The following is a 17,892-nucleotide window of genomic DNA, read 5'->3' on the forward strand; positions in this document are numbered from 1 at the left end:
GGCGCGAATCGCAGCAGCATCCCAACGAGTGGTATAATGCATGAGGAGCCCTCCGGGTGGTGTGTGTTCACAACAACACCGTTCCGGAAGGGCTCTCTTCGTACCTCAGGTGTGTGGGGAGTACACTTTACGGTCGACCGCCGCGGCCCGTCCAGGCGATCGATGTAGCAGGCCGAGCGAAGCTCGGCGATACGCTCCTCCACGATAGTAGGAAGCGCGGGCGTGTCGGATTGAACCGCCGAGCATCTCCCATTCCCGAGAAAGCGAAATAAATATGGACCTGACGAAATCCTATCCCCGCAGCCCGCGCGCGACGCTCATGGGGCTGCCGATGTTGCCGCGGACGATCGACAAAGCGCGCGCGTCGATCGACGGCACGCTCGGCGAGTACGTCTTCGGCGAAAAAAGTTCGTTCGACATGGCGCTTTTCGACTTCTTGGCGGTCAAGCCTGATGCGTTCCGCGAAGGCGTGCGCGCCTCTGCCGACGATGCCGCGGTCGAGAGTTGGATAAAGGCCAACGCACGCAAGTTCACGCCCGATGAAGCAGCGGTCTTCGCGCGCGTCTTCACCAACGACGGCGATGATGACGCGGACCGGGCGCGCTTCCAAGAACGGCGCGCGAAGCTTCCCGCTCATGTGCAATCACGCGTGACAGGATGGGTCGATTTGCTCGACGTTGCCGAGGACCGCATCGCCTGACTTGAGGCCGCGGCGAGGCGAGGTGGTCGAGGTCTCGAATAACGATCCAAAGAAGATTCAACCGTGCATAAGAAACCGGCCGAGCTTCGCTCGGCCTACTACATAGTGCCGATAATGGTGCCGATCGTGATTGCTGCAGTCGCGCTCGTAGCGGCCGCTCCCACGCCTGTACCGATGCCGAGCGTCGCGCCGGCGCCGGCGGAGTCGCTGCCGCCGATCGCGGTCGAGATGTGCCAAGCAGAGCCGGAGAGCCAGGACAATCCCAACCTTCGCGTCGGGATCTCGTTCCGCGACCTGCGCGATGAAGAAGCGACGACCGTCCGGTTCGACGTGCTCGTCGTCGACGGTTCGGGCAAGGTCGTCAACGTGCAGCTCGTGAGCATCGACGGACATTTCGGGTCGAACGTCTTGATCTCGCCCAAGCGGTCGCCGCTCACCGACGAGATGCTCACCCAACCTGAATATCCTAGCTCTCCCGCTTGGAACATAGCCAACCATTTCGGGTCGGGCGCCCGAAGCGTGCGATGCGAGGTCGACTCGGCCGAGTTCGCCGACCATACCGCCTGGCAGCGCACGCCGCCGGAATAGCCGCGAAGTTCGATGTGATAAGGCCGCGGCGGTCCAGATGAATCTCGACCGCTCCCTGTATCTATCACGAAAGCGTGGTCCAATCCACTATATGAATGAAAGCGGCCGTCTTCTAGTCGTAGGTCTAACGTCTCCAAAATCGGGCCGTCGGAGGTAACCGAAGGGCGCCGCTAAACAACCATATTCTCGGAAAACTGAAGACGGCGCCGATTTTTTCGCGTGCCGACGGGAGGAGACTGGAGTGAGGCTATTCTCGCGCATCCTAGGTTTGGCCATCGTGGCACTGGCGCTGTGTTCGCAATCCGCGACGGCTGCTCAGCGCTATTATGGTACGCCGGTGTACGTCACCGGGATTCCCGACCACGTCAATTACGCTACGCTCAACGCGCAGCGGCAAGCGGGAATCACGATACCGTTCTTCCAGAACACGGTCACATCGCCGCTCGACGGCCACACGTATACATTCCAAATCGCGGGAACCGATCCGACGTTGGCACCCGCATCGACGACCATCCAGTACGTACCGGTCGCTCTCGTCGTCCATTTCTCGAACGGCGCAGTTCTCGATCCTCGCCTGCCGGGATGCAACGACACGAAATCCGTTAAGGCGCGCTTCTTCAGGTCGCCGCTCTTCACGAACGCGAGTCTCGTCTCGAACGGCATCAACGTCGGCACCACGCAGATCATCGACGCCTTCCAGCGCGCCGAGTTCTGGTCGCTCGTCGGCGGCACGGGCTATCACATGCTGCTCGCGCCTTCGGCCGCGGTCAAAGTCGTCAACATCACCGCGCCCTCCGGTTCGACCGCGGTGACGGGCGCTTGCTCGGGTTCGGGTCACGACCTCGGTGAGATCCCGTTCTTCGCGTGGGATTCGATCGTCCGGACCGAAGTCACGAAGTTCGCGCAGCCGAACCAGCTCCCGGTCATCATGGCGTACAACATCGTCCTGACGTCCGGCGGCTGCTGCATCATCGGTTACCACAATGCGTTCGGCACGGGCAACGGCACGCAGACGTACGCATACGGCGCTTACACTGACGCCGGCATCTTCAGTGGCGGTCTCCAAGACATCCACGCGTACACGCACGAGATCGGCGAATGGGCGAACGATCCGTTCGTCAATAACGCGACGCCCGCGTGGGGTCACGTCGGACAGGTCAGCGGTTGCCAGAACAATCTCGAAGTCGGCGATCCGTTGACCGGCACGGCGTTCCTCGTCACGAAGAACGGGTTCACGTACCATCCGCAAGAGCTGGCGTTCTTCGATTGGTTCTTCCGGACGCCGTCGAAAGGCACCGGCGGCAAGTTCTCGTTCGAGGGCAAGTTCACGATGGCCCAAGGCGCTTGCCACTGACGAGGATCGTAGCCTCAGCCTAGACCGTGGCGGTCGAGCTAAAGCTCGACCGCTACATTTTTGTCAAAGGCGAGGCCGCGGCGGTCGAGATAAAGCTCGACCGCTCCCCATTTCCTTTATGACGAGATAAAGCTCGACCGCTCCCCATTTCCCTTATGACGAGATAAATCTCGACCGCTCCCCATTTCCTTTGTGGCGAGCTAAAACTCGACCGTTCCCTTGCTTTCGAGCCCTATGGCGAGGTCGCGAGTTAGCCCCATGACCTAGGTCCCACGAGCAACGTATAGCCCTTGCTTGCCTGGCGACGTCTGCGCGATACGTGCTCTGCACGCATCTAGAACGTCATGCGATCGAAGCAATTTACGGCCATCGCTCGACACCAAAAAAAACCTCTCTAGAACATCGGTCCCGTTCTCATATGATGCCGAATCGACTGAAAATTTTCAAACGTGTCGCGCCGAAAAATTTTCAAAAAATTGAGGCGATTGGTCCGAAGGACACGCAAAGGAACGGTGTGAAATGACGCCACCTTCGTTTGAGCAGATCTTCGTCATGTCGTACGCGGCGACGCGTGACAACGGGCCGGAGAAAAGCGCAGGCGAATATCGGATGAAGTTGCATGCCCCTGTGGGCATTGCAGTTTCCCGCTGCTTGAGGAGGAAAAACAAACATGCGAGTTACCCGCATTGGGTATGCGCTCGGCGTCGCCGCGGCGGTCGCGGTCTTCGCCGGCTGTTCCGGCAACGGATCGTCGCTCGGATCAGTCGCGCAGTCGCCGACGATGGGCGGACAGGCGATCGTGAGAAATCACCCGGCGTCCGTTCTCCCGTCGCGTTATCTCAGAGCTTTCCCGCAGAGCAACCAGGTCACTGGCCACAACTGGCAATCGGTCAAGCCGAATGCGAACACGACGTACGTCATCGGCTGCCAGTTCTTCAGCGGCTTCTGCAACATGTATGTCCAGAACCATAACACCGTTGTCGGCCAGATCTTCGAGTCGTATGTCAACGGTCTGTGCCAAGACAACCTCGGCAACGTGTACATCCCGGATGGCGGAGCTCAGACGGTCAGCGTGTATGCGCACGGCAGCACGACGGCCTTCAGAACACTCGCAGCCGGTGACGGCAACCAGCCGTCGACGTGCACGGTCGGCAACAACGGCACCGTCTACGTCGGCGACATCACCGCCGCCGAAGTCGCTGTCTATCCGGCGGGCCACAACAGCCCGACGCGTTTCATCTCGGTTCCCGACGCGGTTAGCGGCTTTGTCGGCGGCGTTTCCGTTGACGAGCTCCCGTCGCGCAACAACCTCGCGGTCTCGTTCGAGGGCGCGGGCGGTGTGGGCGTCGACACGTTCACGCACGCGAAGGGCTCGGGGAGCAGGCTTGTCAACACGACCGGTCTTGCCGGCGTAGTGTACGACAAGAATGAGAACCTCGTCCTGACCGACGACGGACTCGGCGAGTGGGAAGTATACAATGGAAGCTTCTGCAACGCCCAGCTCTCGACGAACGGTGGCGACGCGATCTTCAGCACGCTCAACCATCCGAACACGCGCATCATCAGCGGTGACTTCGTCAACAGCGAACTCATCAGCCAGACGTATGCGTTCTGCACGGGCGGCGGCACCAATCCGAAGATCTACACTGGCTTTGTCTCCGGCGACGACGTCGAAGGCGTTGCCATGAGCCCTGGTCAGACCAACTAAACTCGGCTTAGTTAGAACAGCCGGAATGGGTGAGGCGGGCGCTCCGGCGTCCGCCTCACTCTTTTCACCAGGACGAACGAACGCGAACACGGCAATCTAGTGCACTCATACCTTCATAACGGATTCGGAGCCGTCATGCGAAGTTCAACCGGGTTATCATTCATCTGCGCAGTCGCACTCGCGATCACACTCGCCGCTTGCGGCGGCGGCGGCGGTGGAAGCCAATCGGTGTTGGGTGGTCCGCATCCATCGCCGTCGCCCTCGCCGACAGGCAACCCGCTTTCTCGCATCCAGCATATCGTCATCATCGAGCTCGAAAATCGCTCGTTCGACAGCTATTTCGGCACGTATCCTGGCGTCAACGGCATCCCGCCGAACCCGAACTGCAATCCCGACCCGAAAACCGGCCAGTGCATCTTGCCGTGGCACAATTCGAATCTCATCAACTACGGCGGGCCGCACAGCACGAACGACATGTACAAGGACATCGACGGCGGCAAGCTCGACGGCTTCATCGAGTCGGCTGAGAGCGGCTTCGGCGGTTTCGAGGACCCGTCGCCCGACGACGTCATGGGCTACCACACGTGCGCCGAGATCCCGGTCTACTGCAACCTTGCGGCGGCGAACACGCTGGCCGACAATCATTTCGCCGCCTCGAACACGTGGAGCGCGATCGCGCACCTCTATCTCGTGTCGGCGTGGTCGGCGAAATGCGTATCGTCCGATCCGATGAGCTGCGCGTACTCGGGCAACGTCACACTCGGCGCCGACGACTTGGCATGGACCGACATCACGTGGCTGCTGCACAAGAACAACGTCAGCTGGAAGTTCTACGCTTTCAAATTGGCCGGCAACGGCCAGCTCGGACCGTTCAATCGCCAGAATGACGGCGAAGAGCCGGAAGCGGTGGGGGTCAAGACCGGTACCGGGGCGCCCGCGACCGATTGGAACCCGCTCCCCGATTTCGACGACGTCAACCAAGACGGCGAGCTCGGGAACATCGTGCCGGGCGGCAACTTCCCGCTCGATGCGAAGGCCGGACTGCTGCCTTCCGTCGCGTGGGTGACGCCCGGCTTCGCGGACAGCGATCATCCCGCCGAGTCGATCCAAGGCGGGCAGACGTTCGTGACCGACATGCTGCGTGCGCTCGACAAGGGCCCCGACGCGTCGTCGACGATCGTGCTGCTCACGTGGGATGAATGGGGCGGCTTCTACGACCACGTCATCCCAGTACAGATCGACCAGGGCGGCTACGGCTTCCGCACGCCGCTCATCATCATCGGGCCGATGGTGAGGCACGGCTTCATCGACCACCAGCTCTTGACGAGCGACTCGTACTTGAAGCTCATCGAGGATCGGTTCTTGGGGGGCCAACGGCTCGACCCGACGACCGACGGCCGGCCGGATTCGAGACCGGACGTCCGCGAGACGCAGCCCGGACTGGGCGATATCATCAACGACCTGACGAACTAGGGGGCCGGCCCGGGGTTTGGACGCATAGCGGACGCCCCGGGCCGTATCATGTGGCCATGGCGCGAAGCGAACACCGATTTGTCGTCAAGGTCTGGCATGAGGAGGGGTTGGGAGGTCCCGGCGGCTGGCGCGGCGCGGTCGATCATCTAGGACACGACCGCCGTCTCTATTTCTCGTCGCTCGGGGACCTTATGGACTTCATCCGCGCTCGGATGACCGCGGAAGACGCGGAACCGTCGACGCCTCGCCGGCCGAGCTAGGGCCGACAAGAGCGCCCCTCGCGCGGAGCGAATCGCCGACCGTGGGCACTTCTCCGGCTGCCGCACCCTTGCGCATCTATCTGCTGGGGCAGCCGCGCTTCGAGGCGGCCGGCGCACCGTACCGTTTCACCGCGCCGCCGAAGGCGCTGCCGCTGCTCGCCTTGCTCGTGCTGCGCCGCGTCGCACCGGTGCCTCGCGAGAAGATCGCCTTCACCATCTGGGAGGACGAGACCGAGGAAGACGCGCGCGCGAACCTGCGCCGCCACATCTACCACCTCCAGCGTGCCCTCCCACCGCCGCCACGCGCGTCATCGCCGTGGGTCGTCTCCGACGGCGATTCGATCCAATGGAATCCGGAATCGGGCGCGTCGACCGACGTCGACGATTTCGAACGTCTGGCGAGCAGCGAGCGCGATCGGGCTGCGGCGGTCGAGCTGTACGGCGGCGATCTGCTCGAGGGATCGTACGACGAGTGGCTATTCGCCGATCGCGACCGGCTGCGCAACCTTTATCATTCGATCCTCGCCGAGCTCGTCGTCGAGTGCCGCGGACGGCGCGATCTCCAGCGCGCGGCCGGCTACGCGCAACGCATCCTCAACAGCGATCCGTGGCGAGAAGATGCGGTCCGCCATCTCATGGCGGTGCGCTACGAATCCGGCGACCGCGCCGGCGCTATCGCGGCGTATCAGCAATTCGACCGGCGGCTGCGCGACGAGATGGGCGTCGAGCCGATGCAGGACACGGTCGCGCTGCGCGATCTCATCATGCACAACGAACCGCTGCCGTCGGTGCTCCTGCCTACGGGCGCGCCTGCTTCGCTATCAGGCATGTCGCGCGTCGACGACGATGAAGGATCGCGAGGCGCGTCATCGTCGCCGCTCTTGCCGTTCGTCGGTCGTGACGACGAGATGGAACGGCTTCGGATGTCGTGGAGCCGCGCAGCGCGCGGGCGCGGCCGAATCGTGCTCATCGGCGGCGAGGCGGGCATCGGCAAGTCGCGTCTCGCAGGCGAGTTCGCGCTCCAAGCGCAGGCGCAGGGCGGCCGAGTGCTCATGGGGACGACGACGTATCCGGAAGGCAAGCCGTTCCAAGCGATCGCCGATGCGTTGCGCGGCGCGGCGTCGCTGCTCGTCGCTTTAGATATCGCGCCGATCTGGCTCGGCGTCGCGACGCAAGCCGTTCCGGAACTCCGCGTCCGCAAGTCCGACCTGCCGACGCCGCCCGACGTCGAACCGGCGCACGAGCGCATGCGGCTGTTCGAAGCGTTCGCCGTGTGCTTCGAAGCGCTCGCAAAACAGCGGCCGCTCGTCGTGATCCTCGAAGACCTGCACTGGGCGGGCGAAGCGACGATCGCGGCGTTGCAGTTCATCGTGCGCCGGCTCGCGCAGCAGCCCGTCCTCGTCATCGCGACGTATCGCGAGGAGGACGCGCCGCGCGTGCACCCGCTGCGCCGGATGCGTCGCGAGCTGCAGGAGGAGAACATCCTGTTCACGCTTGCGCCGACGCCGCTCGGCCGCGATCACGTCGCCGATCTGCTCGGCCGGATCGGAGCTTCGAGCGGAGCGGCGATCGCACCCGAGAGCGAGGCCGGCGCATTGCGCGAACGATGTGCCGGCAATCCGCTGTTCTTGAACGAGCTCATACAAGGCATGCGCGAGCACGGCGGTGGCGCGGGCGGCGCCGGTGCTGGTGCCGGCGCCGCGCTCCCGGTGACGACGCGCCAGGCGATCGCGCAGCGCGTTTCGCGCCTCGACGATCGTGCGCGTGCGGTCGCGGAGATCGCCGCGGTCATCGGGCAGGGCTTCGACGTCGATCTCGTCAGCGACGTCAGCGGCTGGTCCGAGAACGACGTCCTCGACGGCTTGAGCCAGCTCATCGACCGGCGCATCGTCAAAGAATCCGGGCGACGCAGCGGCTACGCGTATGCGTTCACGCACCACCTCGTGCAGGACACGATCTACGGGCAGATCGCCGACGATGCCCGCTCGACGCGCCACCGGCGCGTCGCGCGCGCGTTGGAAGAGACGTTTCCCGAGCGTATCGGCGAGTTGGCCGCCGAGATCGCGCGGCACCGCGAGCTCGGGCTCGAGCCGGAGGCTGCGGCGACGGCGTATCTCACCGCCGCTCGTCGCGCGTTCGACGTCTACGCGTACGATGAAGCGCTCATCCATCTCGATCGCTGCGTGAGGCTCGACAGCGCCGGCACGCTTCGCCGCGAGGCGCTCGGCCTGCGCGAGACGATCCGTTCGCGAAGCGGCTTGCGGCAAGCGCAGCGCGAGGATCTCGACGCGCTCGAACGATTGGCGGCGGAATCGGGCGATCCGGTCTTCGTCTGCGACGTGCTGCGGCGCTCGATCTTCTACGCGCGTGCGGTCGGCGAGCCGGAGCGCGAAGGCGCGCTCGTCGAAGAATTCGCGGCGCTTGCGGCGGCCTCAGGCGACAAGCGGGTCCGCGCGGAATCGCTCGTCACGAAGGCCGCGTACGCGGCGCTCGTCGGCGACCACGACCTCGGGATGAGCGCCGCGACTGAAGCGCTGGGCATGTATCAAGAGCTCGGCGACGCCGCCGGCCAATGGGATGCGCAGTGCCGGCGTTTCGAAATCGAAGCGAGCACCGGCGGATTCGAGACGACGATGACGATGCTCGGCGAGCTGCGCAAGATCGTCGCGGTGACGGGCGACCGCTATCTGCTCGTCCGAGCGCTCACGTCGGCGACGCACGCGGCGATCGCGAGCCAGCACTATGAGGCGTGTCTCGAACTCGCGGCCGAGGCGCGCGATCTCTTCAAACGCATCGGCGATCGCGACGCCGAGGCGGACGTCGTCATGCACGAGGCATCGGCGCTCAACCGGATGTCGCAGTTCGAGCAAGCGCGGAGGCGTTACGAAGAGGCGGCCGCGCTGTACGCTTCGATCGGGAGGCGTCAGGGGCTGGCCGCGGTCGCCGTCAACAGCGGTCTCGTGAGCGTCCACCTCGGGCTGCTCGACGAGGCGGAAGAGTCGATGCGCAAAGCGCACGCGCTCTTCACGTCGCTGGGGAACGTCCGCGGTCAAGCGGCGTGCGCGATCAACCTCGGGTTCGTCCAGCTCATGCGGAAAAATCCGGCCGCCGCGAGAGAGACATCGCTCGCCGCGCTCGACATCGCTCGCTCGATGCAGCACGCGCACTACGAGGCGTCGGCCCTTGCGAACCTCGGGCAGGCCGAGCGAGACCTCGGCGATCTCGCAGGCGCGATCGAGCACATGTCGGCGTGCGTCGCGATCCGGCGCGCGCGCGGCACGCCGGCCGACAATATCGACGACATCGTCAACCTCGCGTACGTGTACATGCTTGCCGGCGACCTCGACGCGGCCAAGCCGCTCGCCGACGAGATGCTGCCCGCGCTCGACTCGATGTCGACCGTCGTCTTCATGCCGCAATTCGCGCTTTGGATGGCCGCGCAGGTGTTCCGCGGCATCGGCGATCGCGAGCGCGCGAAGGCGATGCTCGAGAAGGCGCACGAGGCGGTCGAGAAGCAGGCGGCGCTGATCGCTTCAGCGACCGAGCGCTCGTGCTTCTTGGATCTCGAAACGCACCGCGAGATCGGGGCAGCGTACGCGCGAAAGCGCTGGCCGGCGCTCGATGCCTCTGTTGATGGCCTGAAGAACGGCGGCAGGGGTCGTGCCGTGCGCGTTCCGGTGAAAGCGGTCGACGATGGGCGTTGATGCCGGCGGCCCGGGTTCGCCATCAGCGTCGACGCAGCGCTGGTCGTGGGTCATCGTGTGGCTCATGGCCGCCTTCACCATCGTCACGAGCGTCTGGACGAGCCTCATTCCTGGCGGTCTCGTCGGCATCATCAACACGGTGCTGCTCGTCGCGTTCGCGCTCGTCCACGGCATCGCGGTCTACGGCGGGAGGACGATGTTCTGGTTGATCGTCGTGTGTCTGGTCGTCAGCAACGTCGCCGAGAACGTGAGCATCGTGACGGGATTCCCGTTCGGGCATTATCATTACACCGATGTGTTGGGCGTGAAGCTCTTCCTCGTGCCCGTGACGATCGGCGGCGCGTACTTCGGCGCCGGCTATCTCGCGTGGACGGTCGCGCTGGCTCTGCTCGGGCGCGCGGGCACTGCGTTGGATGGTTTTGCGCGCTGGGCCGTGCCGCTCGTCGCCGCCGTCTTGATGACGAGCTGGGATTTCATGCTCGACCCCACTGCCTCGACCATCAACAAGTGGTGGATATGGGAGCAGGGAGGCGGCTTTTTCGGCGTGCCGCTCTCGAACTATCTCGGGTGGCTCTTGACGGTGTTCGTGTTCTTCACGATCTTCTCGGCTGTCGTGGCGGCGCGGTTTCGCGGTCTGCAGGGCGCGACGCCCGCTTCGTTTTGGATCACAGCGGTTGCGATGTACGCGCTGCTCGGCGTGCGGTACGTGTTGCTGAATGCGCTTCCGTCGGCCGAGACGACGTACGTCGATGCAGCCGGACACGCGTGGCTCAAGCACGACATCTACGAAACGGCGGCGCTCTGCGCGATCTTCACCGTATTCGCGTTCTCGCTGCTCGCGGCGCTGCGATTGAAGGAGCCCGCACGTGGCTGAGGGGCCGACTGTGAAACAGACGACGAACGTCTTGGTCGAGCTTGACGGGCCGCTGGCGCGTCTCACGCTCAACCGGCCCGAGAAGCGCAACGCGCTGTCGCTCGAGACGATGGAAGAGCTGCTCGCCGGCCTTCGTCATATCGGCGATCTGCCGGAAGTGAAGGTCGTCATCTTAGGTGCGCGGGGCAGCGTGTTCTCCGCCGGCCACGACCTGAGCGAAATGGTAGATCGCGATCCGGAAGCGTATCGGCGCATCTTCGACGTCTGCGTCGAGATGATGGAGGCGATCCAGACGATACCGCAACCGGTGATCGCGTCGGTTCAGGGCCCGGCGACGGCCGCCGGCTGCCAGCTCGTCGCGACGTGCGATCTCGCCGTCGCCGTCGACACCGCCTGGTTCGCGACGCCCGGGGTGAAGATCGGGCTGTTCTGCTCGACGCCGATGGTCGCGGTCAGTCGCGCGATCGGCCGCAAGCGCACGATGGAGATGCTTCTGACCGGCGATCCGATGCCGGCGAGCGAGGCGAAGGAAGCCGGTCTCGTCAACCGCGTCGTGCCCGCAGGTCAGCTGGAGGCGGCTACCCGCGAGCTCGCCGAGAAGATCGCAGCCCTCAGCCCGACCGTCATCGGCCTGGGGAAGCAGGCGTTCTACAAGCAGATCGATTTGCCGCAGCACGAAGCGTACGCGTATACGGCCGAGGTGATGGCGTTCAACGCCGCACTCGCCGACGCGCATGAGGGCATCACGGCGTTCCTCGAAAAGCGGAAGCCGGACTGGCGCCAGACCCGGCAGCAGCCCTAGAACTCTGTCCCCCGGCTAGGCTTTTCCCGAAATTCATCGGCCAGACTCTTGACAGGGAGGGTTAGTTTGTTGTATTAGTCAAATGACTAATACGCGCGCCCAACCCGGTGGCTAAGGAGGCACACCCCGATGGCGACTCAGACGCAAGCCCAACCCTCGACCAGATCCAAGACCTACGTGCTCGAAGGCACGCTGCTCGAAGCCTGTTCCTGCCGGACGCTGTGCCGCTGCTGGATCGGGGAAGACCCCGATCACGGCTCGTGCGACGCGTTCAACGCCTATCACATCGACAAAGGCGAGATCAATGGCATCGACGTTTCGGGATTGACGTACGTCCAGGTCGTCAAGATCCCCGGCAACGTGCTGGTGCCCAAGAGCTGGCGGCGGGTGACGTACGTCGACGCGGCCGCGACCGAAGCGCAGCGCAACGCGATCCTTGACGCCTGGCACGGCCGGCTCGGCGGACCGCTCGCAGACCTCAACGGCCTCATCGGCGAGGACATCGCGACCCACACGCTACCGATCGAGCACGCGCTCAAGGGCGGCGAGGGGACGATCTCGGTCGGCGACAAGGTGCGCGCGACGATGGCCCCCTACAAGAGCGCGTACGGCGCAGTCACGACGCTGCGCGACAGCGCCTTTAGCACGATCGCCGGCGCGCCCGCCTACGTGTCGAAGGCGTCCGAGCACGTCGTCAACATCCCCGAGCACGGCATGGTGTGGTCGTTCAAGGACTGCAACGCCATTCAGGGCGACTTCCGGTTCGAAGGCTGACGGATCGTGATCGCCCCAAACGCGATAGGCCCAAACACGAAAGAAGAAGGGGGCGGTCGAGATTTATCTCGACCGCCACGGCCCCCCCAATTCGATGGAAAAGGGAGCGGTCGAGATTTATCTCGACCGCCACGGTCCTTCCAATTCGATGGAAAAGGGAGCGGTCGAGATTTATCTCGACCGCCACGGCCTAGCCAGTCCGAAAGCTCGTCTTCGGTCGAGCTAAAGCTCGACCGCTACAAGAACGCGGCGTCGAAAAGGCGATCGTCGGTCGTGCCGATGCTCGGCGGCGTTGTCGCGGCGGCATGGATGGTCGCGATATGGGCCGAGATGAGCGGTGCTGCAACGCAAGTCCATCATCACGCGCTCTACGAGAGCGGCCGCCCGTTCTGGCTCGCTGCCCTCATCCTCGTGATCGCCTGGCAAGTCATGACCGCGGCGATGATGCTGCCCTCGTCGCTCGGCTTCATGAAGATGTACGCTGCCGCGGCCGCGGGGGCACCCGGTTTCGGCCGCGCGCTTGCGGCGCTGCTCCTCGGCTATTTCGGTGTCTGGTCGGTGTTCGCGCTCGTCGCGTTCGCCGGCGACATGCAGCTCCACAGGCTCGTCGACGCATGGCCGTGGCTCGGAGCGCACGCGCAGGTGATCCCAGCGGGCACGCTCGCGTTCGCAGCGATCTACCAATTCACACCGCTCAAAGATGCATGCCTGAAAGCGTGCCGTCATCCGGGTGCGTACCTGATGCGGCACTACAAGCGGGGCACGGTCAACGGATTGCGGATCGGCCTCGGTCACGCGGCGTTCTGCGTCGGCTGCTGTTGGGCGCTCATGCTCGTCATGTTCGCGGCCGGCGTCGCCCATCTCGCGTGGATGGGCGTGCTCGGCGCGATCATGCTCGTGGAGAAGGGCGTGCGCGGCGGCGACCGGATCGTCGCGCCCGTCGGCTTCGCGCTCGCCGTACTCGCAGCGATTGCGTTGTTCGTGCCGGGCGCGGTACCAGGGATATGACGGCCCGCTGCGCGTAGTCGCAGCGGAGGAGGATTACGACGATCAAAGCATCGCAACGCGCGCGCATCGGCGTCACGCAGGCGCGCGAAGAGGCGGAACAGGCGCTGCTCGACGCGGCCGAAAGGCTGCTCGTGAGCATCGGCTACGCGAACATCACGACCCGCAAGCTCGCAGAAGAAGCGGGCGTCAACCACGGCCTCGTCCACTACTACTTCGGATCGATGCAGGAGCTGCTGCTGCAGATGCTCGAGCGCTTCACCGACAGGCTCATCGAGCGTCAGCGCGCGATGTACGCGGCGCCCGGCCCGTTCATCGACAAGTGGCGGGCGGCGATGGGCTTTCTCGAAGACGATGCGGCGAGTGGCTACGCGAAGGTGTGGTTCGAGCTTCAGGCGCTCGGGTGGAACGATCCGAGCATCCGCAAGCGCGTCGCGCAAGTCAACCTCGCGTGGTGGCGCGTCGTCACCGACGCATTCGAGAAGGCGTACGACGAATACGGCATCGATCGCAAGCAGTATCCGCTCGAGGCGATCGTCGCGCTCGTGAGCACGTTCAACCAGGGGATGCATCTCGAGGTCCTGTCGGGGATCAGTCACGGCCATCGCGCGCTGCTCGATCTCATCGACGGCTGGCTCGTAAGGCAAGAGAAGCAGAGGAGACGCAAGCGATGAAAGCGCGGCTGCCGGACCGCACGGGCGATGCCTATCGAGAGGGTGTCCGGATCTCGTACGAGGTCTTCGGCGACGGCCCGCACACGATCGTGCTCATGCCGCCCTGGGCGATCAACCACTCGCGGACGTGGAAGGGACAGATCCCCTATCTCGCGCGTCATTTCCGCGTCGTCACGTACGACGCGCCCGGTAACGGAGCATCGGACCGGCCGCAAGATCCGGCCCAGTATACCGATTGGAAGCGCGTCGCCGACGCGATCGCCGTCATGGATGCGACCGATACGAAGAGCGCGGTTCTCGTCGGCATCTGCACGGAAGCCTGGACCGCCGGACTGCTCGCCGGCGAACATCCGCACCGCGTCGACGGGCTCGTCTTCATCGCGCCGGTGTCGCCGTACGGGGAGTCGATGCCCAAGCGCGAAGCGACGAGCTTCGACGAAGTGTTGGACGAGCACGAAGGCTGGGCGAAAGAGAACCGCTATTATTGGCTTTCGAACTACCGCGACTTCCTGCAGTTCTTCTTCGCGGAAGGGCTGTGGGAGCCTCATTCGACGAAGCAGATCGAAGATTGTGTCGGGTGGGGGCTCGAGACCGATCCAAAAACGCTCATCGCGACCGTCGATGCACCGGAATATCTCGCGACCCTGAAGCCCGGCGATCCGGAGCTCGACGAGATATATAAGAAGATCGATTGCCCGGTGCTCGTCATCCACGGCGAGCAGGACCAGCTCGTCTCGCCGACGCGCGGTGTCGAAGTGGCAAAAAGGATAGGCGCAGAGCTCGTCATCGTCGAGAACGGCGGCCACGCGCTGTGGGCGCGTCAGCCGGTGAAGATGAACCTCATGCTGCGCGGGTTCGGAGACCGCGTGTTCGGATCGTCGTCGACGGCGCCGTCGATCGCGAACGGCGGCAGCGGTTCGCGTTGGCGAACCGGTCGCTCGCGGGGACGACGCGCTTTATACATCTCGTCGCCGATCGGGCTCGGGCACGCGCAACGCGACCTCGCGATCGCTCGCGAGCTGCGCAAGCTCCATCCTGATCTCGAGATCGATTGGCTCGCGCAAGATCCGGTGACGCGTGTCTTGGAGGCGGAAGGCGAGCGGATCCACCCGGCGAGCCGGTTCCTGTCGAGCGAAAGCAAACACATCGAGGTCGAGTCGGGCGAGCACGACCTGCACGCCTTCCAGGCGATGCGCCGGATGGACGAGATCCTCGTCAACAACTTCATGGTTTTCCACGACATCGTCCGAGATGCGCCGTACGACGTCTGGATCGGCGACGAGTCGTGGGAGCTCGACTACTACCTCCACGAAAACCCGGAGGAGAAGCGCGCGGCGTACGTCTGGATGACGGACTTCGTCGGCTGGATACCGATGCCGGACGGCGGCGAGCACGAGCGTTTCCTCACCGCCGACTACAACGCGGAAATGATCGAGCACATAGCGCGCTATCCGCGGCTGCGCGACCGTTCGATCTTCGTCGGCAGCCCGGACGATATCGTGCCCCAAACATTCGGGCCGGGGTTGCCGCAGATCCGCGAGTGGAGCGAGAAGCACTACGAATTCTCGGGTTACGTGACGGGGTTTGATCCGTCGTCATTGGGCGACCGGGCCGCGCTGCGAGCCGAGCTCGGCTACAAGCCGGACGAGACGGTCTGCATCGTAACGGTCGGCGGTTCGGGCGTCGGCGGGTCGCTGCTGCGCAAGGTCATCGCGTCGTTTTCGGCCGCGAAGCGTCTCGTGCCGTCGCTGCGGATGATCGCGGTAGCCGGGCCGCGCATCGATCCGGCGTCATTGGGGGCCGCCGACGGCCTTGAGATCCGGCCGTACGTCCACAACCTGTATCGCCATTTGGCGGTGTGCGACATCGCGGTCGTGCAGGGCGGGTTGACGACGGGCATGGAGCTTGCCGCGAACCGGCGTCCGTTCTTGTACTTTCCGCTGCGCCACCACTTCGAGCAATGGTTCCACGTCCGACATCGGCTCGATCGCTACGGCGCGGGTCGCTGCATGGACTACGAGACCGCGACGCCCGACGTCATCGCCGAAGCGATCGCCGCCGAACTGAAGCGGAAGATCGATTACCGACCGGTCGAAACCGATGGCGCCGCCCGAGCGGCCGCCTCCATCGCGCAATTGCTCTAGCGAATACTTCGACGTAAGCTCTCGACCGTTATTAGGATGGGGAGCGGTCGAGATTCATCTCGACCGCCGCGGCCTCACGAGTGCTCGCTCGTCTCCGGTCGAGCTAAAGCTCGACCGCAGCCTGCTAAATTGATGCAAGCTCGTCTCCGGTCGAGCTAAAGCTCGACCGCTCCCTGCCAAGTCGATGCGAGCTCGTCTCCGGTCGAGCTAAAGCTCGACCGCTCCCTGCTAAATTGATGCAAGCTCGTCTCCGGTCGAGCTAAAGCTCGACCGCTCCCTGCCAAGTCGATGCAAGCTCGTCTCCGGTCGAGCTAAAGCTCGACCGCTACACGCCAAATTGATGCGAGCTCGTCTCCGGCCGAGCTAAAGCTCGACCGCTACAAATCCATCGTCGCGAGCCCTTGTGTCATCACACCTTTTCTCATATGACAGGCTGAGGGCCTGACCGGCCCCCTCGTTTTGGGTCACACGCCCCCACGGCATGATGACGGACGTCACGAAAAGTCGACCAATGTCGCCTCGTGCCGCAAATCACTTCTTCCTCGCTGTCACGGTTTGTAGGGGCCTCATAGTCGAATAGATATATGAGGCGCCCATACACAAGGCTCAAAGAACCGGGTGCTGCGGAGTTGTGGTGTTCGACAAAAACGAATTGAGGATAAAGCGGAGTGGGTCGCGTTCGCGCGGCTTTTCGCTCATGGAGATCATGGTCGCGTTCGTCCTCGCACTGACCGCGGTCTTGACGCTTCTCGGCGTTTTCCCGCAAGGCATCACGTCGATTCAAGAGAGCAGCGACTCGATCCAAGCGCAAGCGATCGCTCAAGCATATCTCGACTACATCCGTGAGTACTACCAAACCGAGACCGGCGTTCCGTCGGGATTCCCCGCCTCGGGCACGTCGTTCAGCTGCACGCCAGGCGGCGTCCAACCGCTCCAGTTCCGCGGCGTCACCCAGTCGCAGATGCAGTTCAACTGCATCTACACATACTCGAACGTCGCAGTCGGCACGACGCCCGAACATCGCATCGATTTCACCGTCAGCTGGTCGTCAGAACAGCGCGGCAGCCAGTCGAGGACGTACGAGGAATATGTCATCAACTAAGCTTGCCGCAAAACGCGGCTTCACGCTCGTCGAGGTCATGGTCAGCTCGGTGATGGCGGCCATGTTCTTCACGATGCTTTACGGCATGTTCTTACCGGTGCTCAGCGTCTCGTCAGCGAGCAGCTCGAAAGCCGATACGCTATCCGCGGCGACGACGGCGCTCTACCAATTGGAAGCCGACATCCGCGTCGGCACGACGAACGGCATCACCGTCGGCTCGGCCGCCGCGACACCGCAACCGACCCTCGGCTCGGCGGCGGAAGTCACGGAACTCGCGGTCGAAGTGCCCGAATTGTTCGCGAACACAAACGACAACTACGGCCAGACGGTCTACGACTCGGGGACCGGCCTTTCCGACTTCGCATCGTACGTCGTATACGCGCTCGTCTCTGAATCGGGCGGGTCTTGCGATTCGACGCACCCGTGCGATCTCTACCGGGAGACCTGGCCTATCGGGTCCTCGTCGACGGCCGCGCAATCGATCGAGCTGACGCAGCCGGGCGAGCTCGCGACGCTTGTCGGCTCGATTTCGACCAACGGCCGACTGCTCGCGCGCAACATCACGAGTTTCCAGATCGCGAACCAGACGATAACCTGCGGCGGCGCCTGCCCAAACGGCCCCGCGCGTCCTGAGGTCGACCTCGAACTCGCGCAATACGCGACCGACCAACAAGGCAAGGTCAGCCAGACAAGTTACCAGACCCAAGTCTTCGTGAGGAACAACTAAGGA

14 protein-coding genes are annotated in these 17,892 nt (G+C 64.0%); all 14 read left to right on the top strand.

Features of this window, described 5'->3' with window-relative positions; translation table 11 throughout:
* The first annotated feature begins 274 nt into the window (after nt 1-274).
* The 14 genes from VFO25_05080 to VFO25_05145 all read left to right on the top strand — a co-directional run bounded on the left by VFO25_05080 (nt 275) and on the right by VFO25_05145 (nt 17,889).
* The gene (locus tag VFO25_05080) at nt 275-700 is read left to right on the top strand and encodes a DUF5069 domain-containing protein (protein ID HET9342263.1); all 426 of its coding nucleotides are present in this window, start codon (nt 275-277) and stop codon (nt 698-700) included.
* A gap of 63 nt (nt 701-763) precedes the next feature.
* Nucleotides 764-1,288, top strand: coding sequence for a hypothetical protein (locus tag VFO25_05085; protein HET9342264.1), 525 nt, complete (start codon nt 764-766; stop codon nt 1,286-1,288).
* Between the two features lie 241 nt (nt 1,289-1,529).
* Nucleotides 1,530-2,642 carry a hypothetical protein gene (locus VFO25_05090; protein HET9342265.1) on the top strand — a complete coding sequence of 371 codons (1,113 nt, stop codon included), beginning with the start codon at nt 1,530-1,532 and terminating at the stop codon, nt 2,640-2,642.
* 670 nt (nt 2,643-3,312) lie between these two features.
* A complete protein-coding gene (locus VFO25_05095) occupies nt 3,313-4,350 on the top strand; it encodes a hypothetical protein (protein ID HET9342266.1) in 1,038 nt (345 codons plus the stop codon).
* 135 nt (nt 4,351-4,485) lie between these two features.
* Nucleotides 4,486-5,823 (top strand): alkaline phosphatase family protein, encoded by a 1,338-nt coding sequence (locus VFO25_05100; protein ID HET9342267.1) that lies wholly within the window; start codon nt 4,486-4,488, stop codon nt 5,821-5,823.
* A gap of 301 nt (nt 5,824-6,124) precedes the next feature.
* Entirely contained in the window at nt 6,125-9,787 is a 3,663-nt protein-coding gene (locus tag VFO25_05105) for an AAA family ATPase (GenBank protein HET9342268.1), read from the top strand.
* Nucleotides 9,777-10,661, top strand: coding sequence for a carotenoid biosynthesis protein (locus VFO25_05110; protein HET9342269.1), 885 nt, complete (start codon nt 9,777-9,779; stop codon nt 10,659-10,661). Before VFO25_05105 ends, VFO25_05110 begins: the two co-directional genes overlap by 11 nt.
* 10 nt (nt 10,662-10,671) lie before the next feature.
* Nucleotides 10,672-11,463: an enoyl-CoA hydratase gene (locus VFO25_05115; protein HET9342270.1), complete on the top strand. Its 792-nt coding sequence runs from the start codon at nt 10,672-10,674 to the stop codon at nt 11,461-11,463.
* Nucleotides 11,464-11,592: 129 nt separating this feature from the next.
* Nucleotides 11,593-12,237, top strand: a complete 645-nt coding sequence (locus VFO25_05120) for a DUF1326 domain-containing protein (protein HET9342271.1) — start codon at nt 11,593-11,595, stop codon at nt 12,235-12,237.
* 279 nt (nt 12,238-12,516) lie between these two features.
* A complete protein-coding gene (locus VFO25_05125) occupies nt 12,517-13,245 on the top strand; it encodes a DUF2182 domain-containing protein (GenBank protein HET9342272.1) in 729 nt (242 codons plus the stop codon).
* A 104-nt stretch (nt 13,246-13,349) separates the two neighbouring features.
* On the top strand, nt 13,350-13,916 hold the full coding sequence (locus VFO25_05130) for a helix-turn-helix domain-containing protein (GenBank protein HET9342273.1): 567 nt from the start codon (nt 13,350-13,352) through the stop codon (nt 13,914-13,916).
* The gene (locus VFO25_05135) at nt 13,913-16,060 is read left to right on the top strand and encodes an alpha/beta fold hydrolase (protein HET9342274.1); all 2,148 of its coding nucleotides are present in this window, start codon (nt 13,913-13,915) and stop codon (nt 16,058-16,060) included. Before VFO25_05130 ends, VFO25_05135 begins: the two co-directional genes overlap by 4 nt.
* A 697-nt stretch (nt 16,061-16,757) precedes the next feature.
* Nucleotides 16,758-17,162 carry a hypothetical protein gene (locus tag VFO25_05140; protein ID HET9342275.1) on the top strand — a complete coding sequence of 135 codons (405 nt, stop codon included), beginning with the start codon at nt 16,758-16,760 and terminating at the stop codon, nt 17,160-17,162.
* On the top strand, nt 17,149-17,889 hold the full coding sequence (locus tag VFO25_05145; protein ID HET9342276.1) for a prepilin-type N-terminal cleavage/methylation domain-containing protein: 741 nt from the start codon (nt 17,149-17,151) through the stop codon (nt 17,887-17,889). Before VFO25_05140 ends, VFO25_05145 begins: the two co-directional genes overlap by 14 nt.
* Nucleotides 17,890-17,892 lie beyond the last annotated feature (3 nt).

It is taken from the genome of Candidatus Eremiobacteraceae bacterium, from assembly GCA_035710745.1.
Classification (GTDB): domain Bacteria; phylum Vulcanimicrobiota; class Vulcanimicrobiia; order Eremiobacterales; family Eremiobacteraceae; genus JANWLL01.